Source organism: Vibrio tapetis subsp. tapetis (genome assembly GCF_900233005.1).
GTDB lineage: Bacteria > Pseudomonadota > Gammaproteobacteria > Enterobacterales > Vibrionaceae > Vibrio > Vibrio tapetis.
In genome coordinates, this window is record NZ_LT960611.1 from 120,415 (window position 1) to 143,484 (window position 23,070).

The following is a 23,070-nucleotide window of genomic DNA, read 5'->3' on the forward strand; positions in this document are numbered from 1 at the left end:
GTGTTCATGACAAGGACTGCAGGACGAACTCTTATTGCCGTGGTATTAGCGGTATTAGTCGCAGGGTGTGCAACTGCGCCTCCCAAGAAGCAAAGTAACCTTTGCGATATATTTCGTGAAAAGCCAAGCTGGTATGATGATGCTCTTGCAATGGAGAAGGAATGGGGAACCCCTGTCCACGTTGCTATGGCATTTGTGAAACAAGAAAGTAGCTTCATCCATGATGCTCGTCCGCCGAAATATTATTTACTCGGCTTTATTCCTTGGGGGCGAGTGAGTAGTGCTTATGGTTATGCTCAGGCTCAAGACCCAGCTTGGAGTGATTTTCAAAAAGCCACCAGTCATGGCGGATCACGCACTAATTTTGATGATTCGATGATGTTTATCGGCTGGTACACCAGCGAAACGCAGCGGCAATTGAAAGTATCAAAGTGGGATGCCTACAATCAGTATTTGGCGTATCACGAAGGCCGAGGCGGCTACAAGCGTAAAAGTTACACTAAGAAACCGTCGCTCATTAAGGTCGCTCGTAAAGTCGAGCAGCAAGCAAAAACATACGGCTGGCAGTTGAAACAATGCCGAGAAGAATTGGATGACAATCGCAGTTGGTTTTTTTAACTTAACCGAATAGAATCGATGGTTACTAACAAGTCCAAGTAGAATTAAAATAGAGTTAGGAGAAGGAATACCATGCCACTATTAGATAGCTTTACCGTAGACCACACTCGAATGCATGCTCCTGCAGTACGTGTAGCAAAAACAATGCAAACTCCGAAAGGTGATACGATTACCGTATTTGACTTACGTTTTTGTGTACCAAACAAAGAGATTTTGTCTGAAAACGGCATTCACACACTCGAGCATCTTTATGCTGGGTTCATGCGAGCGCACCTAAATGGCAGTAACGTTGAAATCATCGATATTTCACCTATGGGATGTCGTACCGGATTTTATATGAGCCTGATCGGAACCCCTTCAGAACAGCAAGTTGCTGATTCTTGGTTAGCGGCAATGGAAGATGTGCTTAAAGTTGAAAGCCAAAATAAAATTCCTGAGCTGAACGAATACCAATGTGGTACAGCAGGTATGCACTCGCTCGATGAAGCGAAAGAAATCGCACAAGCCATCATTGCGGCAGGCATTGCTGTAAACAAAAATGATGAACTAGCGCTTCCTGAATCTATGCTGAAAGAGCTTAAGGTTTAAGTGCTGAGAGTGAAGTGCTAAAAGCGAAGTACGAAAAGCGAAGTGCTAAAAGCTAAGTATGAAAAAAGAGCCAAAGTGATTGCACTTTGGCTCTTTTTTTCGATAATCACTTAGCACTTAGCACTTAGCACTTAGCACTTAGCACTTAGCACTTAGCACTTAGCACTTAGCACTTAGCACTTAGCACTTCGTTAGCCTTGTGGCTTAACCACCAACACGTTCACTTTCGATTTATTGACCACTTTACTGGCGACCGAACCGAGCATCACCTTGTCGATCTTAGAACGCTTATGACTTGGCATAATGATCAGGTCTGCGTTGATTTTCTCTGAGTACTCTAAAATGGTAGCGCAGGGTTTCCCTTCTGCCACATAGGTTTGATGGTGCAAGCTTGAATCCACATGCTGTTGGGCAAAAGAATCGAGTTGAGCACGCACGTCATCTTTCATTTTCTTAGCGGCGTCTTTTGGGAAGTAAGTCGCCACCATCGACATATGGATGCCCGGTAGTACATTAAGTAAGTGTACGGTCGCATTGGATTGCTTGGCATGCCATACCGCAAGTTCTACCGCTTTATCTGAGAAGCCTTTGTCGTTTAGATCCACTGGAACGAGAATATTTTGGTACATAATGTGACTCTTTATTATTGTTAAAATCCATACGGCTTAACGATTTGGTGCCAGCGCACTGGCACCGACACGAGTTAAGCTGGAAGTGCTTCTTTTTTAATGCGTCTTCTCTGGTTTGCGGCAAGCAGTAATACCAAGAATATCGCTGGTACGAACACCCACTCTTTCATTGGTCTATCTGCCTCTAAAACCACAGAACGAATCGTCCAATCAAAATCGATGCCAGCAGCTTCCGCCGGGCTACCAAATTCGACCATATCGACAACCATTTCGCCTTCAACCATATTGAGCATCAAGCCCATGGAGCTAACGCGTTCTTCACCGGTCACCGCTGAATCATCAAACGGCAGACGAACGGTTTTTTCTACATAGTCGCCTTCTAGGTTTTCACCACCAACTCGTAGCTCTAGCGCATCGCCAATCGGCATGTCTCGAGCAATATCAACAATTTCTGGTCCTGAGTAAATGTCTTTGGCTGGGTAAATCATATCCCACCAATAACCCGGCCTAAAGAAGCTGAATGTCAGTACTAACAGTAGCACCGTCTCCCACCACTTATTGCGGGTAAGCCACCATCCTTGGGTTGCTGCTGAGAAAAGTAACATTGCAGTAATCGACGAGAATATGGTTAAAGTTAAGTGCCACCAAGAATCAATCCCCATTAACAATAGCTGGGTATTAAAGATGAACATGAATGGCAATATCGCGGTTCGAATATCGTAGGTGAAACCTTGAATACCTGTTCTTATTGGATCCGATTTAGCGATGGCTGCTGCTGCGAAGGCCGCTAAACCTACCGGTGGTGTGTCATCGGCCAGAATACCGAAATAGAACACAAACAAGTGCACCGCGATAAGTGGAATGATAAGGCCATGAGCGGCGCCTAACGTAACAATTACCGGCGCCATCAAGGTGGATACCACAATGTAGTTTGCCGTTGTTGGCAAGCCCATACCTAAGATCAAGCTGATGACTGCAGTGAAGAGCAGCATTAGGATGATGTTACCGCCGGAGATGAATTCGACAAAGTCAGTCATCACCAGGCCGATACCTGTAAGAGTGACTACCCCAACAACCGTACCTGCAGCAGCGGTTGCAACACCGATACCGATCATATTGCGAGCGCCAGAAACTAAGGCTTCCAAAAAGTCATTAAAACCGACTTTAAATTGCGCTTTGATGTCTCCCTCTTGACCAAATAACACAAACAAAGGGCGTTGTGTTAGCAAGATGAAAATCATAAATACCGTCGCCCAGAATGCGGATAAACCAGGAGAGAAACGTTCAACCGTTAAACACCAAACTAATACAACAATAGGCAATAAGAAGTGTAATCCCGATTTAATGGTTGGCCCTGGTTCAGGGACTTCCGTTAATTCTTCATCAATATTCAGGTTTGCCGCATCTTGGTAGCGAGATGAAATACGAATAAGGCCAAGGTAAGACACGAGCAAAGCGACGGTAACGATTGGGGTCGCTGCGTCTCCAAACACATCTTTAGTCCAACCAATTCCGTAGTAGACGGCAGCACTTATCACGCAAAGGCCTAAAATGGTGCCGGTGAATGAAAGTAAGCTCTGTACTAAGGTTGGTGTATGGCGACGCGGTAAGCCCGTCATACCAGCTTTACACGCTTCCAAGTGTACGATGTACAGTAAAGCAATGTAGGAAATCAGAGCGGGTAGTAGCGCTGCTTTGATGACTTCTACATAAGAAATACCGACATATTCGACCATTAAGAATGCTGCGGCACCCATAATTGGTGGCGTTAATTGTCCGTTAGTAGATGCCGCTACTTCGACGGCTCCGGCTTTGGTACCAGGGAAGCCAACACGCTTCATCAGAGGAATCGTAAACGTACCAGTCGTCACGACATTTGCGATTGATGAGCCTGAAACCAGTCCAGATAGGCCAGATGCGACAACGGCAGCTTTTGCTGGACCACCGCGCATATGACCAAGTAAAGAGAAGGCGACCTTAATGAAATAAGCACCTGCACCAGCTCGCTCTAACATGGCACCAAATAGTACAAATAGGAATACAAACGAGGTAGAAACACCTAGAGCAACGCCAAATACGCCTTCTGTAGTTAGCCATAAGTGCGACATAGCCTTGTTGAGGCTAGCCCCTTTATGCGCAATGACGTCGGGCATGTGCGGGCCACCAAAGGTGTATAGCAAAAATACTGCAGCAACGACCATGAGAGGGGGACCAAGTGCACGTCGAGTGGCTTCTAACAAGAACACCATTCCTGTTACTGCGGCGACAATATCAAAAGTCGTCGGTGCGCCAGAGCGATCGGCGAGTTGCGCATAAAATATGTAGATATAAGCGGCGGAAAAACTACCAAGTAGAGCCATGATCCAATCTACGATCGGTACATGATCTCTTGGTGAGCTCTTTCTCGCAGGGTAAGCAGTAAACGCGAGGAAAATGGCGAAAGTAAGGTGGATCGCACGCGCTTCGGTATCATTTAAAATCAGAAAGTTGAAAATAAAAGGCAATGGTGAAGCGTACCAAAGCTGAAAAAGGGACCAGCAAAGCGGAACGAACCATAAGATTCGGCCTGGAAAACCCTGCGGATTACGTGCACCAGTGTCGGACTGAGCCACCATTTCTTGCACATCTTGAGACGGAGTTGTTGCCTGCGTCATGGACGTTATCCTTATTATTGATGACAAACAGCAAATTTCTTCTTGCTGTGTTTTTAAGCTATCTCCAGAGTGTAGCTTTTAAATTCGAGAGTCGTGTTTTGTAAATGCTGTGTCTTAAATGAGAGACACAAAAGAAGATGCACGATGGGCATCAATTTAACTTGGAGTTATAAACGGAATAAAGGAGGCAGAAGCTGCCTCCTTTATTAATGGGTGAAATAGTGACTATTTCAAAAGACCCACTTCTTTGTAGTATTTTGCAGCGCCTGGGTGAAGAGGGATTGAAAGGCCAGCTTTCACCATGTCTTCTTTTTTCAGGTTAGCAAATGCAGGGTGCAGACGTTTGAATGTGTTGAAGTTTTCGAACACTGCTTTTGCAACATTGTAAGCGACTTCATCAGAAACATCCGTAGTCGTTACCATTGTTGCCGCTACACCAAAGCTATTTACATCAGAGTCTGTACCACGGTACATACCAGCAGGTACTGAGCTAAATGCGTAGTATGGGTTTTCTGTTACGATTTTATCGATTTCAGGGCCCGTAGCAGAAACGAGTTTAGCGTCACATGATGTCGTTGCTTCTTTGATTGAACCATTCGGGTGTCCAACCATGTAGATAAATGCATCAATCTTGTTATCACAAAGTGCTTGAGAACGCTCAGAACCTTTTAGTTCAGAAGCCAACTTAAAGCTATCATTTGTCCAACCAAGAGCGTCCATCACAACACCCATTGTTGCACGGTCACCAGAACCTGGGTTACCAATGTTTACGCGTTTGCCTTCTAGATCTTTAACGTTGTTAATTCCAGAGTCTGCGCGAGCAATGATGTTGAATGGTTCTGTGTGCAAAGAGAACATCGCACGTAGTTTTTTATAAGGACCTTGCTCAGAGAATTTGCTTGTACCATTGTATCCATGGTACTGCCAATCAGACTGTACAACACCAAAATCCAACTCACCTGCGCGAATCGTGTTTACGTTGTAGATGGAACCACCAGTCGACTCGACAGAACAACGAATGTTGTGCTCTTTACGGCCTTTGTTCACCAACTTACAGATGGCACCACCTGTTGGATAGTAAACACCGGTTACTGAACCAGTACCAATTGTAATGAACTCTTGAGCGTTTACTGCACCAGCACCCATGACGGTTGCGGCAATAGCAGTGATTTTCACAAGGTTTTTAAATGCCATGAATTTCCCTTCCTTATTTTAATGTACACCAGTAGGCCAATAATACGAGCTACCGGGTTTCCTACGTGGAAACGGCATCTCTTTCAATTCAAACGTTGAAAAAGTGACTGAATAATAGCAAATATATGACGGGAAATTACATTCTTGTTAAAAAAAATAGTGAGATAAGCTAAGGTGAGAGCGGGAATTAGTTGGTATGACTGATTTTAAAAATCTGTTTATTCAATGATTTAAGGCCAAAGTGCTTCAGTTAAGTTAATTTGCTTAAACGTGATTTATCTCACGGAAATCCAAATAATTCCCGTGAGTTATTGGAGGGGGTCTTAATATTTATCCAGCGTATTCAAACAGTTCGCACACAGACTTAAACAAAATCTCTGTGTCTATTTGCATGGTTGGCGTGATGAATATGGTGTCATCTCCAGCAACAACTCCCAGGATACCTTCAGATTTACCTAGCGAGTCAAGTAATCGAGCAATAAGCTGGGCTGCACCAGGGCCGGTGTGGATTACCACAATAGCTTGGTTGTAATCTACATCCAATACCAACTCTCGTAATGAACTGGATACGGTTGGTACACCCAACTCTGCGGGTAGGCAGTAAACCATTTCCATTTTTGCATTGCGAGTTCTCACAGCTCCAAATTTGGTGAGCATACGAGAGACCTTAGACTGATTTATATTATCAAAACCTTCTACTTTCAAAGCGTCAACAATTTCACCTTGTGAGCCAAAACGCTCTTCTTTAAGTAAAGATTTAAAGGCTCTAACCAACGTGTCTTGTTTTTCAGTATTTCGCATAGCTTCTCTGATCTGGCTGTAAAAATAATTGCGCCATTTTTGCATAGAAAGGCAGAATTAACCAATTGTTAGTTGATTAATGTAGTGGGTATCACTGCAAGTTTTTAGGTTTATCTTATTGGGTTTCTTGAGGGAATCTATTGTTCAAACAAGCTTTTGTACACATTATAGTTACTCGTAAACTAGGACTTTAATAGGCGGTTTGCGCAAGGTCGCAAAGCTGACGTTAATTAATTGTAATGATTACGTATATATTATAGTTTCATAACCATAAATATTAGATTAATTTCAACCTAAACGTGATTCAAAAATCTAAAATATAAGCCAAGGAGAACAACCATGAAAGTAGCTGTAATTGGTGCCGCTGGTGGCATTGGACAAGCGCTCGCTCTACTACTTAAAAACCGCCTTCCAGCGGGTTCCGATCTTGCATTATATGATATTGCTCCAGTTACCCCAGGTGTTGCTGCTGACTTAAGCCACATCCCAACCCCTGTTTCTATTAAAGGTTATGCTGGTGAAGATCCAACGCCTGCGCTAGAAGGCGCCGATGTTGTGCTTATTTCTGCTGGTGTTGCTCGTAAGCCTGGTATGGATCGTGCCGATCTGTTTAATGTAAATGCCGGTATTGTAAAGTCATTGGCTGAAAAAATTGCCGTGGTATGCCCAACAGCGTGTGTTGGTATTATCACTAACCCAGTCAATACGACGGTAGCGATTGCTGCAGATGTGCTTAAGAAAGCAGGTGTTTACGACAAGCGTCGCCTATTTGGTGTGACGACACTTGATGTGATCCGAAGCGAAACTTTTGTGGCTGATCTAAAAGATAAAGATCCAGGCGAGATCCGTGTTCCCGTGATTGGTGGGCATTCGGGTGTAACCATTCTTCCTCTTCTTTCTCAAGTTGAAGGTGTAGAGTTTACCGATGAAGAAATTGAAGCGCTGACTAAACGTATCCAAAATGCGGGTACTGAAGTCGTTGAAGCAAAAGCCGGTGGCGGTTCTGCAACACTTTCTATGGGGCAAGCAGCGTGTCGCTTTGGCTTGGCTCTTGTTCGTGCTCTTGAAGGTGAAGAAAACGTGATTGAATGTGCATACGTTGAAGGCGACGGTGAGCATACTCGTTTCTTCGCTCAGCCTGTTAAGTTAGGTAAAGAAGGCGCTGAAACTATTTTAAGCTATGGCGAGTTGAGCAACTACGAGAAAGCAGCACTAGATGGCATGCTTGAAACGTTAAGTGATGATATTACTAAAGGCGAAGAGTTTGCTAAATAAGCAAGGTTTCCACGCTTAAGTACGCGATAGTATAGAAGTAATAAAGAAGGCGACCATTTGGTCGCCTTCTTTTATATAGGGTTACAGGTTACTTGCTGCGCTCTACCGCAAGATGAGCCAGTGCAATAAGGGCTTGCTTGTATTCTGATTCAGGCAGTGCTGTCAGCTCCGCAATGGCTTTGTCAGCTTCGTTATGCGCCATTTGAGTGGTGTACTCTAACGACCCTGTGTCTGCCATCGCCTGCATGATGTCATCCAGCCTTTCCATGCCATTAGAATGTTCAATCGCATCACGAATCATGGCGGTCTGTTCTGGATTGCCATTTTGCATGGCGTACAGAAGTGGAAGTGTCGGCTTGCCTTCGGCTAAGTCATCCCCGACATTCTTACCCATCTCTTTACCATCAGCCGTGTAGTCCATGACATCATCGATAAGTTGGAAAGCTGTGCCTAAATACTTACCGTAGTTTTGCAGAGCGATTTCTATTTCTTCTGGAGCATCCGTTAAAATAGCACCAATTTGAGTTGCTGCTTCAAATAAGCGTGCTGTTTTTGAATAGATAACCTGCATGTAGCTGGCTTCTGTTGTGTCAGGATCATTGCAGTTCATTAATTGCTGCACTTCACCTTCAGCAATGACATTTACGGCATCACTCATCAGAGCTAAGATCTTTAGTGATCCTAAACTGGTCATCATTTGGAATGAACGAGTATAAATGAAATCGCCAACCAGAACGCTCGCAGCATTACCAAATGCTGCGTTAGCAGTTTCCTTGCCTCTACGCATATCAGATTCATCAACTACATCATCATGGAGTAGTGTGGCTGTATGAATAAATTCTATAAACGCAGCTGCTGTGGTGTGGTCTTTTCCTTCATAGCCTAGAGCTTTTGCAGATAAAACTGCAAGTAAAGGGCGCAAGCGTTTACCGCCGCCACTTACAATATAAAAACCCAGTTGATTAATTAAACTTACTTCAGAGTTGAGCTGAGCAAGGATGGTTTCGTCCACTTTTGCCATATCGACGGCAGTAAGTGCTTGGATAGCTTTAAAATCCATTGTTCTTCCGTTGAGGTTAGACCCTACAAGGCTTATGTTTTTGGTTTATTGCACAATATTACACTAAAAATCGTTGCGAAAACCATTATCTGAAGGCATCATTACCCCACTTTTCATTGGCGATTAGCTTTTCGCCAATTATTTCAAAATATGGCTTGTCATAGTGTCGCCCTTTCTGTAGAATCTGCGCCCTATTGATTAGTTTAGCGCACACCCGAGTTGTACAAATAACAACCATAGGCTGTGCGGAAAAAGCGGAGTAAAATATGTACGCTGTTTTCCAATCTGGTGGCAAACAACACCGTGTAAGTGAAGGTCAAACCCTTCGTTTAGAGAAATTAGACGTTGAAACAGGCGCAACTGTTGAATTCGATAAAGTTCTTCTTGTAGCTAACGGCGAAGAAATCGCTGTAGGTGCTCCTCTTGTAGAGGGTGGCAAGATTACTGCTGAAGTGGTTAAGCACGGTCGTGGCGATAAAGTAAAAATCGTTAAGTTCCGTCGTCGTAAGCACTCTCGTAAGCAACAAGGCCACCGTCAGTGGTTCACTGAAGTGAAAATCACTGGCATCAACGCTTAAGTATTAGGAGAGTTATACAATGGCACATAAGAAAGCTGGCGGTTCTACTAATAACGGCCGCGATTCAGAAAGTAAACGTCTTGGTGTTAAGCGCTTCGGTGGTGAATCTGTTCTTGCAGGTAACATCATCGTTCGTCAACGTGGTACTAAATTCCACGCAGGCACTAACGTTGGTATCGGTAAAGACCATACTCTTTTCGCTCTTACTGAAGGTAAAGTGAAATTTGAAGTAAAAGGTTCTAAAAACCGTAAATTTGTAAGCATCGACTCTGAGTAATTTTTACTCGGTTTCAAGCTGAATTCAAAAGCCCTGCCGATTCGGCAGGGTTTTTTATTTATGACAGGGCAAAAAGGAAGAAGCATCTTAAGTGCTAAGTGCTAAGTGCTAAGTGCTAAGTGCTAAGTGCTAAGTGCTAAGCTTAAGGCTTACTTCTTCCTTTTTGTTCCTGAATGCAGTTCGGTCGAAAGATCTCAGGTGATCGATCTTATATTCGGATCTGCTAGAATTTATATCATTCTATATAGAGTGATATTGCACGCACAAAATGCGGAGTTAAAAATGAAATTCGTTGATGAAGCGGTAGTAAAAGTAGAAGCAGGTGACGGCGGAAGCGGTACCGTAAGCTTTTGGCGTGAAAAATTTGTTGCTAAGGGTGGTCCTGATGGCGGTGATGGCGGTGATGGCGGTGATGTTTACCTCCAAGCAGATGAGAACCTTAACACTCTGATCGATTATCGTTTCCAGCGCTTTTATGACGCACAACGTGGCGAGAATGGTCGCGGCGGTAACTGTACTGGTAAACGCGGTCAAGACATAGTGATGAAGGTACCAGTAGGTACTCGTGCTGTTGATATCCACACGAATGAAGTTGTGGGTGAAGTTGCCGAGCACGGCAAGAAAATCATGGTAGCAAAAGGCGGTTGGCACGGCCTTGGTAACACACGTTTTAAATCGTCTGTTAACCGTGCTCCTCGTCAAAAAACGTTAGGGACTAAAGGTGAAGTACGCGAACTGCGTCTTGAGCTTTTACTGTTGGCTGATGTTGGTATGTTAGGGTTGCCGAATGCAGGTAAATCGACCTTTATTCGTTCAGTTTCTGCTGCAAAACCTAAAGTTGCTGACTACCCATTTACCACTTTAATCCCTAGCTTAGGTGTGGTGAGTGTAGGGGCTGAGAAGAGTTTTGTCGTTGCTGATATCCCTGGTCTTATTGAAGGTGCAGCTGATGGTGCAGGCTTAGGTATTCGCTTCTTGAAGCACCTTGAGCGCTGTCGTGTGCTCTTGCACATGATTGACATCATGCCTGTTGATGAATCTGATCCTGTGCAAAATGCGCTAACTATTATTGATGAGCTAGAGCAGTACAGTGAAAAAGTGGCTAAGAAACCACGCTGGCTGATCTTCAACAAAATAGACCTAATGCCAGAGGAAGAAGCGGAAGCGATTATCCAGAGAGTTCTTGAAGCATTAGCATGGGAAGGTGAGTACTTTAAGATCTCTGCCGTTAATAAACTTGGCACAAAAGATCTTTGCTACAAGCTGTCTAACTTTATGGAAGAGCTTCCAAGAGAAGAGCTCGTTGAAACTGAAGAAGAGAAAGTTGACTTCATGTGGGACGACTACCATAAAGATGCCATGTCAGGCAAAAACGTTGTTACAGACGACGATTGGGACGACTTAGATGACGACGATGAAGATGACGGTCATGTTATCTACGTTCGTGATTAATTGAACGTTTCTTGATTTAAATGCCGCATAGATATGCGGCATTTTTGTATCATAATCACCTCTTAAGGATAAGAACGAAGTTTTAATGGACAATAATCAACGCTCTATTTCTCGCTTGGTCGCTCAGGCCGGGCAAATGTTGTTAGCTCACGGGGCTGAAAGTACTCTGGTTGGTGATATCATGCGCCGATTCGGATTGGCTTCTGGAGTTGATGAAGTCGAAGTCTCACTCTCCGCAAGCTCATTGGTTGTTACAACCATGATGAATGATCATTGTATTACAACCGCAAGAAGATGCCCGGACAGAGGCATTAACATGCGGGTGATTACGCAAATCCAACGAATCTGTATCTTGCTAGAAAAGGGCATACTGGATCCTGAACTTGCTCAAGAGAGGCTTAATAACGTCAATCCGGAACGATATAATCGATGGCTCATCGTTGTCATGATTGGCTTGTCCTGTGCTGCTTTCAGCCATCTCGCCGGTGGAGACTGGATGATCTTTGCGGTCACTTTTGTTGCTTCTGCTTTGGGAATGATCGTTCGTCAAGAAATTGGTCATAGACATTTTAATCCTCTGCTTAATTTCGCCGTCACAGCCTTTGTTACCACCTCTATTTCGGCTCAAGCTATGGTATTTGAATTGGGTAATCAGCCCTTCATCGCGATGGCGTCATCTGTTCTCATGCTTGTTCCTGGCTTCCCTTTAATCAATTCCGTTGCGGATGTGGTCAAAGGGTACGTTAATATGGGGATTGCTCGTTTTGTTATGGCAAGTTTACTCACACTCGCGACCTGTCTTGGCATTATGGCCGCGATGAGTTTAGTTGGTGTGTGGGGGTGGGTGGAATGATGGACTTACTTCTCGCATTGTTAGAAGACATGTTCTTTGCGGCAATTCCAGCGGTTGGCTTTGCTTTGGTGTTTAATGTTCCTGTGAATGCACTCAAGTATTGCGCTTTAGGTGGAGCAATTGGTCATGGCTCTCGGTTTTTGATGCTGCAATATGGTGTGCCTATAGAGTGGGCGACATTCTTTGCTGCCACCATTGTTGGGATGATCGGGGTACATTGGTCTCATAAGTTTTTAGCACACCCAAAAGTCTTTACAGTTGCGGCGCTGATCCCTATGGTTCCGGGGGTTTTTGCGTTTAAAGCCATGATTGCTTTGGTCGAAATTAACCATGTCGGCTTTACTCCTGAACTGATGGCCGTCTTGATGACGAACTTCTTAAAAGCAATGTTTATTATCGCAGGGCTTGCGGTTGGCTTGGCAATGCCGGGTCTGCTATTCTACCGCCGAAAATCGATAGTTTAATGGAAGTGCTAAAAGCTAAGTACTAAAAACGAAGTGTTGAAAGTCAAAAGCTAAGAGCTTAAGGCTTGGTATATGTGGATAGGTGGTGTGATGAAAATTAGTATGATTGCAGCGATGGCAAATGATCGTGTGATTGGTAAAGATAACGATATGCCTTGGCACTTACCTGCCGATTTTGCTTGGTTCAAGCGCAGTACGATGGGAAAACCGGTGGTGATGGGGCGTAAGACGTATCAGTCGATTGGTCGTCCTCTTCCTGGTCGTAAAAATATTGTTGTCAGCCGAGATCCTAACTTGGTCATTGACGGAGTAGAGACTGCCATAAGCATTGAACGAGCACTTGAATTAGTTGATGGTGTTGAAGAAGTGATGATCATTGGCGGTGGTTCAATTTATCGTGAATGCCTACCAAAAGCAGAGTCGCTATATTTGACGTATATTAAAGCTGATATTGACGGTGATACACGCTTCCCTGATTGGGGAAAGGGTTGGTTACAAACTCATAATGAGCACTTCGAAGCAGATGAGAAAAATGCTTACGATATGGAGTTTGTGGTGCTAGAGCGAAGTGCTGAAAGCTAAGTCCTACAAGCTTAGATTTAAGAACTAAATGCTACGAGAGAAGCGGTCGAGTTTCTACAAGGGAGCTTGCGACCGCTCTGTAATCTGTATTCTTTTTATCCCAATGCTCTTTGGGTAAACATTTTTTTATCTTCCCACCTGAGCATTGTCAGCACTCCTCCCCAGACACAGCCAGTGTCTAAGCCAATAGCATTGTCATCTTGATAGCCCATGAGAGCCGCCCAATGACCAAAAATAATGGGCTTTTCAATTTTTGTGCGCTCAGGGTGTGCGAACCAAGGTATTAGGTTATCTTGCTTAGCTTCTGAAGGTGGCAACTTACATTTCATGTCTAATCGCATATCTGAATGGACGAATCGCATACGCGTAAAAGCATTGATAATATAGCGATTTCTCTCCATACCTTGCAGATCTGAGTGCCAAAAATCAGGCAAACTGTCGTACATATTACTTAATAGCCAAACCCACTCGTCGCTACTCAGAAGCTGTGATATTTCTTGTGAGCACTCTCTTGCTGTTTGTAAGTCCCATTGTGGTGATATTCCCGCATGACACATAACAAATTCGTCGTGCTCTAAAAACAATGGTTGCTGTCTTAACCACTGAATGAGCTCATCACAATCATCGGCATCATAGATCGGGGCTGTTTTGTCTTTTTTCTTTATCGGGTTAATGCCATGATAAATTGCCAATAAATGAAGGTCGTGGTTGCCTAAAATCACTTTGGCGCTATTGCCTAAAGATTTAACAAAGCGAAGCGTTTCCAAAGACTTAGGGCCGCGTGCGACAAGGTCACCTGCCAACCAGAGTGTGTCATTAGTCGAATCGAAATCAACGGTGGTTAGCAGTTGCTGCAGTTCATCAAAACAGCCTTGAATGTCGCCTACGAGATAAGTTGCCAAGAATAACCTCAGATAATCAATTAATAATGTTAGGGATCGCTAAGCGAAAAGGCTCTACTTCAGCTTTGAATGTCTGCTGAGCAGAATCGAGCATTTGATAATGGCCTTGCATGACACCAATTGGTGTTTCAATTGCGGTAGCACTGGTATAGGTGTATTCCTCTCCGGCTTCGATAACCGGTTGCACGCCAACCACTCCTTTCCCTTCGATTGACAGTTGCTTGCCGTTTCCGTCAGTAATGAGCCAATGTCGTGAGATAAGTTGTACTTGTTGATTACTCAAATTTTTGATTGTGATGATATAGGCGAAGACATATCTTTTGTTGTCTGGCTCTGATTGTTCTAGTACGTACTTGGTGTGTACTTGGCACTTAACGCAAGATCGAGGTATTTCCATGTGAACCTCCGGCAATTTGATCTTTAAAAAAAAGGCCACATTGAAGTGGCCTATTGTTTCTAATTTTGGCTGTTGCTGGGTAAAAAATCCAGCTTAAGCTTCGAACATCTTATTATTCGCTTGGCGTCGGTTTATGGTTGGCATCTAACCAGTTAGCCATGGTAACAAATTGTTCTAACGTCAGGTTTTCTGGACGCATGCTTGGGTTTACCCCTAACATTTCCAATTGCTCAGCTGATAGTAAGCTTCTGTAGCAGTTACGAACCGTTTTACGACGTTGATTAAATCCTTCACGACAAACGCGATCAAGCCATTTAAAGTTATTTGCTGGATGCGGCAATACTTCATAAGGCATTAGTCGAACAACGGCAGAATCCACCTTTGGTGGCGGGATGAACGCCGTTGGTGGTACTTCAAGTACCGGTACAACTTTACAGAAATATTGAGCCATAACTGTTAGTCGGCCATAAGCTTTACTTCCAGGCGCAGCAGCTAAGCGATTAACCACTTCTTTTTGTAGCATAAAGTGCATGTCTTGAATGTCTTTATGGAACTCAAATAGGTGGAACATTAAAGGCGTTGAGATGTTATATGGTAGGTTACCAAAAATACGCAGTTTGTTGTTTGGCTTTACCAGTTGAGTAAAGTCAAAGCGCATTGCATCGCCTTCGTGAATCGTAAGCTTGTCCGCAAGCTCTGGATGGTTACGCAGGCGCTCAGCGAGATCTCTATCTAATTCAATTACGGTAAATTTGTCGACTAATTTACCTACCGGTTCGGTGATAGCACCAAGACCAGGACCGATTTCAACCAAGTTTTGACCCGGAAGAGGGTTAATTGAAGATACAATCCCATCAATAATGTAAGGGTCGTTTAAGAAGTTTTGACCAAAACGTTTACGCGCTTTGTGCCCTAAATGGACATCATTTTTCATTGCTTTTCTCTACTAATTCAATCGCATGCGTTAGTGCTGTTCGGAAGCTTCCTGTATCCGCTTGGCCTTTCCCTGCCAGATCCAACGCCGTGCCGTGGTCTACCGATGTACGAATAAAAGGTAAGCCTAAGGTGATGTTAACTGAACGGCCAAACCCTTTGTACTTAAGTACAGGTAATACTTGGTCGTGGTACATGCCCAGTACAGCATCCGCATCTTGCAAATATTTGTCATTGAAAATGGTGTCTGCCGGAAGCGGACCCACTAAGTTTATGCCTTCTTGGCGAATTTTTTCTAGCGTTGGTGAAATGGTTTCGATCTCTTCTGTTCCGAGACAGCCATCTTCACCAGCGTGTGGGTTTAAGCCACACACATAAATTTTTGGATTGTTAATCGCAAATTTTGTTACGAGATCCGAATGTAAGATTCGAACTATGCTTTCTAGTCGTTCAGCGGTTACCGCTTTGGATACGTAGGCAAGAGGAATATGCGTAGTCACAAGTGCGACACGAAGACCTTCTGTTGCTAACATCATTACGACTAAAGGCGTTTTTGACTTCTCAGCAAAGAATTCAGTGTGGCCACTAAAAGCGACACCAGCTCTGTTGATGACCCCTTTATGCACGGGGCCGGTGACAATAGCATCAAATTCACCATTCATACAGCCTAACGCGGCTCTTTCTAGTGTTTTTAATACGTAGTGTCCATTCGCTTCATCGAGAGTTCCGGCTGCGACGGGGGCGTCTGTTTCTATATGATCAACAACCAGTGAGCCTTTAGATTGAGCTGTCGCTGGTATATCTGATTGATAGTCAATCAGTTCTACCGTTAGGCCCAACTCTTGTGCTCGTTCTGCAAGAACGTTTTTATCGGCGCAAACTACGATTTGATGGCCCCAATCTTCTTGAGAAAGTGCCAACACGAGATCAGGGCCGATACCAGCAGGTTCACCAGCGGTAACGATGATTCGCTTAATTGTCATCATTGGCTCCAAGCTCTTCAATATAAGCACCGGCTTTTATTTCTTGCATCCAAGCACCAACTTCTTCATTGAACTTACGATTAAAGAGAATTTGGTAAGCTTTGTTTTTCATTGCTGAGTCTGTGCGATCAACCTGACGGCGATCCAGTACTTCTACGATATGCCAGCCATGCACGGTTTGGAACGGTTCACTGATTTGGTTTTCTGGCAATGTTTCTACTTGATGCTTAAATTCCGGAACATATAGGTCAGGAGTTTGGTAGCCAAGTTCGCCGTTATTTGCCGCAGAGCCTGGATCGGCACTATATTGCTCAGCCAATTCTGCAAATGTACGCTCGCCGGCTTGTATTTGACGAGTCAGTTCGTTTAATTGTCGTTTGGCGCCATCGTCACTCAAAATAACCGAAGTTTTTATCAGAATATGCCTCGCATTCACTTCGGTAACGGCGACCGTCTCTAAGCCTTTTACGTCTTCAATTTTAAGAATATGGAAACCCACGCCGCTGCGGAATGGGCCAATGATGCTGTCTTTGCCTTGCATGGTAATTTGGTCTGCAAAAATAGTCGGCATTTCTTCTTTTCGCATCCAACCCCAGTCACCACCTTGCAGCGCTTTCGGGCCTTTAGAGTAGCTGTAAGCCATGGTGGAAAAGTCTTCGCCTTGTTTTAATTTCGCGACAAGATCTTTGGCTTGCTGTTCTACTTCTTGCTTGCTTTGTTCGTCATTAAAACGCAGTTGGATGTGGTTTAACTTGTATTGAACAGTCGCATTGGTTTCTTGAGCTAGAATGTTGGCTAAGTTGTCGACTTCCGCTGGTAAGATATTGATGCGGCGACGGACTTGTGCATTGCGAGCTTCAGACGCTGAAATTTCTTTTCTTACTTGCTCGCGAAAATCTGAATAACTCAGACCTTCCGCTTCAATAGATTGACGAAGTTGCTCTAACGTTAATTCTTTATTTTTTGCGATCTCTTTTAGTGCGGAATTGAGGCGGTTATCATCGATACGCACCCCCATTTGCTCCGCTTGTTGGGTTTGAATAGTATCCATTATGAGCTTGTCTAACACTTGCTCGTGAAGTACTTCTTCGTCTGGCAAGCTTTGACCACTGGCTTTGGCATTGGCGCGAATCGTTTTTAGAGCGCCAGTTAAATCACTTTGCAGGATCACGCCATCGTTAACAATGACGATGACTTTATCCAGTGATACCGGTTCAGCCAGAGCCGATAAAGAGCTAACGACCAGAGCTGCGCCCAAAAGGGTCTTTTTCCACATTTTCATTCAATTTATTCCAAAATCATTTGATGTTCATAGCTTAGTTATTAAGGTAGAAAGGCCTGCCGTAACCAAGTGCGTTATCCGTAGAGCCACCCGAACCGAGTTCTTGGCCAAAGCCACGGATACCTATATTAAATTTGAAGTTGCTTTCGTATTCAGGCGGTGTGTCGAAATTGCCGACATCTTTCCAATCACGCAATTGTTGAGAGTAAGAAAAACCAACAAACCAGCAGTCACTGGTGTAACTGAGTTTAGCTAAGCCTTCTAGCATGATATTTTCACTCATGTCATGAAAGTACTGCATTTCTGTGTGCCAGTTGCGGCTAATTTGGTAACCGCCTAGTACCCCTGCCTGAGAGATGCCATTTCTGGTATAGGTGTTTTTATTGTCGTCAACAAAATCCACATTCTGTTTAATGTAGTCTTTAGAAACATAACGATAAGTCCCTTGCAGGTAATTATTACCATCCCTGTATTCTAAGGTGCTATTGCCTAACTGCAATGAGCTAGTAGCAATGTCGTACTGTATACCGCCGTGATAGTACAAGTAGTCGTTGAAGTTAAAGTCAGTTTCTACTGCCCACGCAGAATAACTGGTGCCATCTTCATTGGTCACGGTAGCTGGTGGGGTGATGTAATAAATTTGACCAAAAGAGATGTTCATTCTCTCTTTGAAACCATCATCATAAAAACGGCTGGTGGCCCCGTAGCTAAACTGATTGGCGGATTGTATGTAATCGACACCACTGTGTTTTCGACTGCGGAACAAGCCGTAGTAATCCGTTTGCAACAAGGTCGTGTCGTACCAAGCGATGTTGCTTTGATCGTTTTCTGGTATGTACAAATATTGAACTTGAGGCTCAAGTGTCTGTAGGTAGTTACCGGTCTGGCGCTCAAGGTTGAGTTCACCATGCAAACGCATTTCTGGTATAACCCTAGTAACTTTTTCTTCTAGTAGGGCATTACCCGCTGTCTTAGAGTCAAATTTTTGCTCGTAGTGAGTTGCCATCATGCGACCTTCTGCAGTCACACTGCCCCATGGTCTAGAAAAAGGAATGGTTATTCCTGGCTCAACATGAACACGAGTAGCACTTGGCTTCTCTGCATCTTGAATTTCAAAGCGACTGATATGGCTGATCAGGTCAAAATTCACCCCTTGATAAAAGTCAGGTAAATAATAGTTAAATTTGAATTGAGGTAACAGCTGATAGGGCTGTGTTGACGTTGTGTTGTCTAGGATCTGGAAATCTTTTACTTTGAGTTCCATATCCCAGAAGTCGGTACGATAAGCAGCACTACCAGATTGTATTAACTGGCCGTCTTCTCGGTTACCGACATTAGAACTGATGTCTTTAAAGTAATCGACATCACTGACTCGGGAGTAGTCTATTTTAACTTTCCAAGACTCATTAATGACGCCATCATGCTGAAATGTATAGCCCCAGCGGTGATCATCATTGTCGCTACGTTTATCCGACGACATATATTCGCTGCGTAAAAAACCTTCGCCGTAATGGGTTAAATACTTAAAATTGGCGTCTAATTGTGTGCCACGGCGTTCCATGTAATTGATGGTGGTAGTGAGATCATAATTGGGTGCAAGGTTCCAATAAATAGGAATACTGGCTTTCAAACCGTCTTTAGTATCAAGACCAAAACTTGGGAACAACAGGCCTGACTTACGGGTATTACCAACAGGCATCGTCATATAAGGGACGTACATGATAGGAACATCTAACACTTCAAAGCGAGTGTGGTAAAAGTAGGCGATTTCTTCATTTTTATCGACTTCAATCGAGCCTGCTTTCATTCTCCAAGTATTGTCGCCTTCAGGGCATGAGGTGAGTGAGCCATCTTCCATTTCATAGACTTTTTGACCACTCTTTAGCACCATTGCCGCTTCACCACGGCCGGATTCACACAAAAACTGATATTGAGTGTTTTCCATTACGGTTTCATCAGTGTCTAGCTTTGTGGTGATCTTGTCGGCTTTTGCGGTGACTTGGGTATCACGGAAGTTTACATCGCCTTTGGCAACCATTGTCTGCTCAAGAGGTTTGTGTGTAATGCTATCTGCTGTGATTTTTCGCGCACCTTGCGTGATGATCACATCGCCCTCATAGGTCGCTTGTTTGTCCGCCTCGGCGGTGACTTTATCGGCTTTAATATGAATTGGGTGCGAATTGATATCTTTTTGTTCAGATTCAGCAACCAAACATTGATCAGCAGTGGGCATTTGCTGCACACTGGTTTCGTTATTGCTTTCGGATGATGCGGTTGGCACATACAAAGCAGCACTTATTGAAGCGGCTAATACAGTGCGGGAAGAAAGAGACATCGAGTTGAACTATCCTGTAAGACTTGATCCATTCGGTAATAGTCGGAGACCGAATTCCTATAAAAACGCCCTTTATCATAAAGGATTATTACATAGACCGACACTATAAGACCGCATAACGAGATAAAAATTCATAGATTGAGAACAATATAATGCACATTTTTGGCAAAATTCTTGGCGCTTTTTTTGGTTTACTATTTGGGGGCCCACTTGGAGCGATGTTTGGCCTATTCTTAGGTCATCAATTTGATAAGGCACGCCGCCTTCAACAAGCAGGATTTACGGCTGGAGGAGGATTTTCTCGAGCGAATAATACAGAGAAACAAGCCGAGTTTTTTAGAAGTGCATTTGCCGTTATGGGGCATGTTGCAAAAGCAAAAGGTCAAGTAACACAAGAAGAAATTCAGCTCGCTAGTACCATGATGTCGCGTATGAATTTACATGGTGAACAACGTGCCGCTGCGCAAAACGCATTTCGCGATGGCAAAGAGACGGGGTTTCCTTTAGAAGAAACGTTGCAAAAGGTTCGAGTTTCTTCAGGCGGACGTCATGATTTACTGCAGTTTTTTCTTGAACTTCAAATCTCTGCGGCCTTTGCTGATGGGTCACTTCATCCTAGTGAGCGTGATGTATTACACATTATTGCCCAAGGGCTTGGTTTTTCATCGGCTCAGTTAGAGCAGCGACTGCAAATGCAAGAAGCGGCATTTAGATTTCAGCAAGGTGGTGGCTTTGGTTCAGATGGCGGCCAACATGGCGGAGCATTTAAGCAAGCCTCCAGTGCTAATCAAATTTCCGATGCCTTTAAGGTATTAGGCGTTGCCGAATCTGCGGAATCAAAGGAAGTGAAGAGAGCGTATCGTAAGCTCATGAATGAACATCACCCAGATAAGTTGGTCGCCAAAGGCTTGCCTCCTGAGATGATGCAAGTAGCCAAAGAAAAAGCGCAAGAAATTCAAGCGGCTTACGATCTGCTTAAGAAAGAAAAAGGCTTTAAATAGGCAATAGGCAATAGGCAATAGGCGACAGGCTTTAGGGCATAGGTAACGGGTTGCCAGGTGAATTACGTTAGGGAGAGTGGAAATGCATCAGGAAGTGATTGATTTTTGGTTTGAAGAGTTGTCACCCAAACAGTGGTTTATGGGGGGCGATGAGTTAGATAGGTTAATAGCTCAGCGTTTTTCGGATCTGCATAAGCAAGCGAGTCAATGTGAGTTGGTTGATTGGCGGCAATCACCACAGGGACGATTAGCCGAAATTATCGTTCTTGACCAATTCTCTCGCAATCTTTATCGGGACTCTCCGCACGCTTTTTCCTCTGATCCTTTAGCGCTAGCGTTAGCGCAAGAAGCGATATCTTTAGGTTTAGATAAACAGCTTAACCCGCAGCAACGAACCTTTTTATACATGCCGTTTATGCACAGTGAGTCTTTGGTTATTCACCAACGAGCCGTTGAATTATTTAAAGAAAATGGCATTGAGGGCAATCTGGAGTTCGAATACAAGCATAAAGTGATCATTGAGAAATTTGGTCGTTACCCTCATCGAAATGATGTTCTAGGGCGAGAATCAACGCCGGAAGAGCAAGCGTTTTTGCTTCAACCAGGTTCAAGCTTTTAGTCTTTGCCGCTAACGTGGCTGGCCTTGCGTCTCGTTAGCGGTCTACCTCTTTAGCCAATCTATGGCTGATTCAGATTCCAGTCGTAGTCATATCTGACTTTTCCAACCAGTTCTTTAATATCGGGTCTGTATTGTTGAATATGCTTCAGTAATGCGGCTTCGTCTGCGCCAAAATCCGTTTTAAACCAATCGTAAATTGAAGACAGTTGAGTGCTTGAAGCAGACAGTTTTACGCCTTTATCACTGTTAATGAACTCATGTGCTGCTTGCTCTAATAATACGTTGGTGTTTTGTGCCGTGAATGCCGTTTGTTGTAAGTTAGGGCAGCCTAAGCTTGCACAATTGACCGCGTAATGGGTGCGAGGGTCTTGCCATATTGGTCGTAATATTCGATGTTCAATGTCATTTAAGGTCAGGCTTTTTCCCGCAACCGTGACTAACTCATCTCCCCAAGGTCCAAAACTGAAAAAACCACCTAACTTGGTAATGGACTCGATAGGGTAGTTATCTAAAATAAGATCAATGGTCAAAGCGTTGTATAAGTTAACCCAATAAGCGTATTGCTCTTTTTTTGAATATTGACGAGGGTCGACTAAGGCTAATTGGTCAATGTAGTTTTGTAGCTGTTTTTTATCAGGATTACTGACATTGGCATACGTGACCAGATGGTGTTGGCCTTCAAGCACGAGATAGTCATCAAGGAACTGTTGCCAATCTTGATGTGAAATGGACTGTTGATTTGACTCGTTGCTCACGTTCCAATAAGCCCAAAGTTCAGATTTTGGTGCGGCAGAGCTAACGGGTGATAGCAGGCTAATGAAGAGTACGAAAAGCAGTGTAAGTGTCTGTTTCATTCAAGCGATCCTTAATGGGTGTTTGAAGAGTAGACCGAAGGGAGCAAAAAAATCTTTCAAAGTAATAACTGGGGTTAAGACAAAAGAGTAAAGACACGGTTGGTCTTTACTCTCCATTCTCAGGTTCCGATTACTTCAAAAATGCAGGAATGTTCTCTTCGTATGTAGAGATCTTTGTTTCATGCTGAAGCGTTAAGCCGATGTGATCTAGGCCATTGAGCAAGCAGTGACGACGAAATTCATCTATTTCAAATGAGTATGTCTTATCGTTAGCCGTTACTGTCATGGATTCTAGGTCGACGGTGATTTCTGCGCCTTCATTTGCTTCTACAAACTGGAATATTTCATCGACCTCTTGCTCGGTTAAGCGAACAGGAACCATCTGGTTATTGATGGAGTTGCCGTAAAAAATATCCGCAAAGCTTGGTGCAATCATCACTTGGATGCCGTAATCAGCCAGTGCCCAAGGTGCATGCTCTCGAGATGAACCACAGCCAAAGTTTTCGCGAGCCAGTAAAATACTAGCACCACGGTAACGAGGTGCATTCATGACGAATTCAGGGTTTTCTTGTTCCCCAGCATCATCTCGGAAACGCCAATCATGGAAAAGGTGCACCCCGAAACCCGTACGGGTTACTTTTTGCAAAAATTGCTTAGGGATGATTGCATCGGTATCGACATTAGCGGCATCCAAAGGAACAACTAGACCCGTGTGTTGTTTAAAGCCTGACATATTCAA

At 43.9% G+C, this 23,070-nt stretch carries 24 protein-coding genes; 11 read left to right on the forward strand and 13 right to left on the reverse strand.

The window, feature by feature from the left end:
* Window positions 1-6 precede the first annotated feature (6 nt).
* Window positions 7-618, forward strand: a complete 612-nt coding sequence (locus tag VTAP4600_RS00640) for a transglycosylase SLT domain-containing protein (RefSeq protein ID WP_102521025.1) — start codon at window positions 7-9, stop codon at window positions 616-618.
* A gap of 72 nt (window positions 619-690) precedes the next feature.
* A complete protein-coding gene (gene luxS / locus VTAP4600_RS00645) occupies window positions 691-1,206 on the forward strand; it encodes an S-ribosylhomocysteine lyase (RefSeq protein ID WP_102521026.1) in 516 nt (171 codons plus the stop codon).
* Window positions 1,207-1,397: 191 nt separating this feature from the next.
* Here luxS and VTAP4600_RS00650 read toward each other — a convergent pair whose 3' ends face one another.
* The 4 genes from VTAP4600_RS00650 to argR all read right to left on the reverse strand — a co-directional run bounded on the left by VTAP4600_RS00650 (window position 1,398) and on the right by argR (window position 6,484).
* The gene (locus VTAP4600_RS00650; protein ID WP_102521027.1) at window positions 1,398-1,835 is read right to left on the reverse strand and encodes a universal stress protein; all 438 of its coding nucleotides are present in this window, start codon (window positions 1,833-1,835) and stop codon (window positions 1,398-1,400) included.
* 74 nt (window positions 1,836-1,909) lie between these two features.
* The gene (locus tag VTAP4600_RS00655; protein ID WP_102521028.1) at window positions 1,910-4,489 is read right to left on the reverse strand and encodes a TRAP transporter permease; all 2,580 of its coding nucleotides are present in this window, start codon (window positions 4,487-4,489) and stop codon (window positions 1,910-1,912) included.
* Between the two features lie 225 nt (window positions 4,490-4,714).
* Window positions 4,715-5,683, reverse strand: a complete 969-nt coding sequence (locus VTAP4600_RS00660; RefSeq protein WP_102521029.1) for a TAXI family TRAP transporter solute-binding subunit — start codon at window positions 5,681-5,683, stop codon at window positions 4,715-4,717.
* A 330-nt stretch (window positions 5,684-6,013) separates the two neighbouring features.
* Window positions 6,014-6,484 (reverse strand): transcriptional regulator ArgR, encoded by a 471-nt coding sequence (argR, locus tag VTAP4600_RS00665; protein ID WP_102521030.1) that lies wholly within the window; start codon window positions 6,482-6,484, stop codon window positions 6,014-6,016.
* A gap of 339 nt (window positions 6,485-6,823) precedes the next feature.
* Between argR and mdh the strand changes: the two genes are divergently transcribed.
* A complete protein-coding gene (gene mdh / locus VTAP4600_RS00670) occupies window positions 6,824-7,759 on the forward strand; it encodes a malate dehydrogenase (RefSeq protein WP_102521031.1) in 936 nt (311 codons plus the stop codon).
* An 88-nt stretch (window positions 7,760-7,847) separates the two neighbouring features.
* Here the strand turns inward: mdh and ispB are convergent, their stop codons facing one another.
* Window positions 7,848-8,819: an octaprenyl diphosphate synthase gene (gene ispB / locus VTAP4600_RS00675; protein ID WP_102521032.1), complete on the reverse strand. Its 972-nt coding sequence runs from the start codon at window positions 8,817-8,819 to the stop codon at window positions 7,848-7,850.
* Between the two features lie 266 nt (window positions 8,820-9,085).
* On the opposite strand from ispB, the gene rplU reads away from it, so the two are divergent.
* From rplU to folA, 6 genes are all read left to right on the forward strand, one after another.
* Window positions 9,086-9,397, forward strand: a complete 312-nt coding sequence (gene rplU / locus VTAP4600_RS00680) for a 50S ribosomal protein L21 (protein ID WP_102521033.1) — start codon at window positions 9,086-9,088, stop codon at window positions 9,395-9,397.
* 19 nt (window positions 9,398-9,416) lie between these two features.
* Window positions 9,417-9,674 carry a 50S ribosomal protein L27 gene (rpmA, locus tag VTAP4600_RS00685; RefSeq protein ID WP_102521034.1) on the forward strand — a complete coding sequence of 86 codons (258 nt, stop codon included), beginning with the start codon at window positions 9,417-9,419 and terminating at the stop codon, window positions 9,672-9,674.
* 282 nt (window positions 9,675-9,956) lie between these two features.
* Entirely contained in the window at window positions 9,957-11,126 is a 1,170-nt protein-coding gene (cgtA, locus tag VTAP4600_RS00690) for an Obg family GTPase CgtA (protein ID WP_102523842.1), read from the forward strand.
* Between the two features lie 85 nt (window positions 11,127-11,211).
* Window positions 11,212-11,979, forward strand: a complete 768-nt coding sequence (locus tag VTAP4600_RS00695; protein ID WP_102521035.1) for a threonine/serine exporter family protein — start codon at window positions 11,212-11,214, stop codon at window positions 11,977-11,979.
* Window positions 11,976-12,443: a threonine/serine exporter family protein gene (locus tag VTAP4600_RS00700; protein WP_102523843.1), complete on the forward strand. Its 468-nt coding sequence runs from the start codon at window positions 11,976-11,978 to the stop codon at window positions 12,441-12,443. Before VTAP4600_RS00695 ends, VTAP4600_RS00700 begins: the two co-directional genes overlap by 4 nt.
* Before the next feature lie 90 nt (window positions 12,444-12,533).
* Window positions 12,534-13,025, forward strand: a complete 492-nt coding sequence (gene folA / locus VTAP4600_RS00705; protein WP_102523844.1) for a type 3 dihydrofolate reductase — start codon at window positions 12,534-12,536, stop codon at window positions 13,023-13,025.
* Window positions 13,026-13,120: 95 nt separating this feature from the next.
* Here folA and apaH read toward each other — a convergent pair whose 3' ends face one another.
* The 6 genes from apaH to lptD form a co-directional block, all read right to left on the reverse strand.
* Window positions 13,121-13,927 carry a bis(5'-nucleosyl)-tetraphosphatase (symmetrical) ApaH gene (gene apaH, locus VTAP4600_RS00710; RefSeq protein ID WP_102521036.1) on the reverse strand — a complete coding sequence of 269 codons (807 nt, stop codon included), beginning with the start codon at window positions 13,925-13,927 and terminating at the stop codon, window positions 13,121-13,123.
* 16 nt (window positions 13,928-13,943) lie between these two features.
* Window positions 13,944-14,324 carry a Co2+/Mg2+ efflux protein ApaG gene (gene apaG, locus VTAP4600_RS00715; RefSeq protein ID WP_102521037.1) on the reverse strand — a complete coding sequence of 127 codons (381 nt, stop codon included), beginning with the start codon at window positions 14,322-14,324 and terminating at the stop codon, window positions 13,944-13,946.
* Window positions 14,325-14,436: 112 nt separating this feature from the next.
* Entirely contained in the window at window positions 14,437-15,258 is an 822-nt protein-coding gene (rsmA, locus tag VTAP4600_RS00720; RefSeq protein WP_102521038.1) for a 16S rRNA (adenine(1518)-N(6)/adenine(1519)-N(6))-dimethyltransferase RsmA, read from the reverse strand.
* Complete coding sequence (gene pdxA, locus VTAP4600_RS00725; RefSeq protein WP_102521039.1) at window positions 15,248-16,240, reverse strand: 4-hydroxythreonine-4-phosphate dehydrogenase PdxA; 993 nt, start codon at window positions 16,238-16,240, stop codon at window positions 15,248-15,250. Before pdxA ends, rsmA begins: the two co-directional genes overlap by 11 nt.
* Window positions 16,230-17,522, reverse strand: a complete 1,293-nt coding sequence (surA, locus tag VTAP4600_RS00730; protein ID WP_102521040.1) for a peptidylprolyl isomerase SurA — start codon at window positions 17,520-17,522, stop codon at window positions 16,230-16,232. The genes pdxA and surA overlap by 11 nt, the downstream gene beginning before the upstream one ends.
* A gap of 34 nt (window positions 17,523-17,556) precedes the next feature.
* Window positions 17,557-19,857, reverse strand: coding sequence for an LPS assembly protein LptD (gene lptD / locus VTAP4600_RS00735; protein WP_102521041.1), 2,301 nt, complete (start codon window positions 19,855-19,857; stop codon window positions 17,557-17,559).
* A 152-nt stretch (window positions 19,858-20,009) separates the two neighbouring features.
* On the opposite strand from lptD, the gene djlA reads away from it, so the two are divergent.
* Together djlA and VTAP4600_RS00745 are read left to right on the forward strand one after the other, a co-directional pair.
* A complete protein-coding gene (gene djlA, locus VTAP4600_RS00740; protein WP_102521042.1) occupies window positions 20,010-20,858 on the forward strand; it encodes a co-chaperone DjlA in 849 nt (282 codons plus the stop codon).
* 82 nt (window positions 20,859-20,940) lie between these two features.
* Window positions 20,941-21,477 carry a DUF924 family protein gene (locus VTAP4600_RS00745; RefSeq protein WP_102521043.1) on the forward strand — a complete coding sequence of 179 codons (537 nt, stop codon included), beginning with the start codon at window positions 20,941-20,943 and terminating at the stop codon, window positions 21,475-21,477.
* A 59-nt stretch (window positions 21,478-21,536) separates the two neighbouring features.
* On the opposite strand, the gene VTAP4600_RS00750 is transcribed toward VTAP4600_RS00745, so the two are convergent.
* Together VTAP4600_RS00750 and leuD are read right to left on the reverse strand one after the other, a co-directional pair.
* Complete coding sequence (locus VTAP4600_RS00750; RefSeq protein ID WP_102521044.1) at window positions 21,537-22,331, reverse strand: DUF547 domain-containing protein; 795 nt, start codon at window positions 22,329-22,331, stop codon at window positions 21,537-21,539.
* Window positions 22,332-22,461: 130 nt separating this feature from the next.
* Complete coding sequence (gene leuD, locus VTAP4600_RS00755) at window positions 22,462-23,064, reverse strand: 3-isopropylmalate dehydratase small subunit (RefSeq protein WP_102521045.1); 603 nt, start codon at window positions 23,062-23,064, stop codon at window positions 22,462-22,464.
* Between the last annotated feature and the right edge of the window lie 6 nt (window positions 23,065-23,070).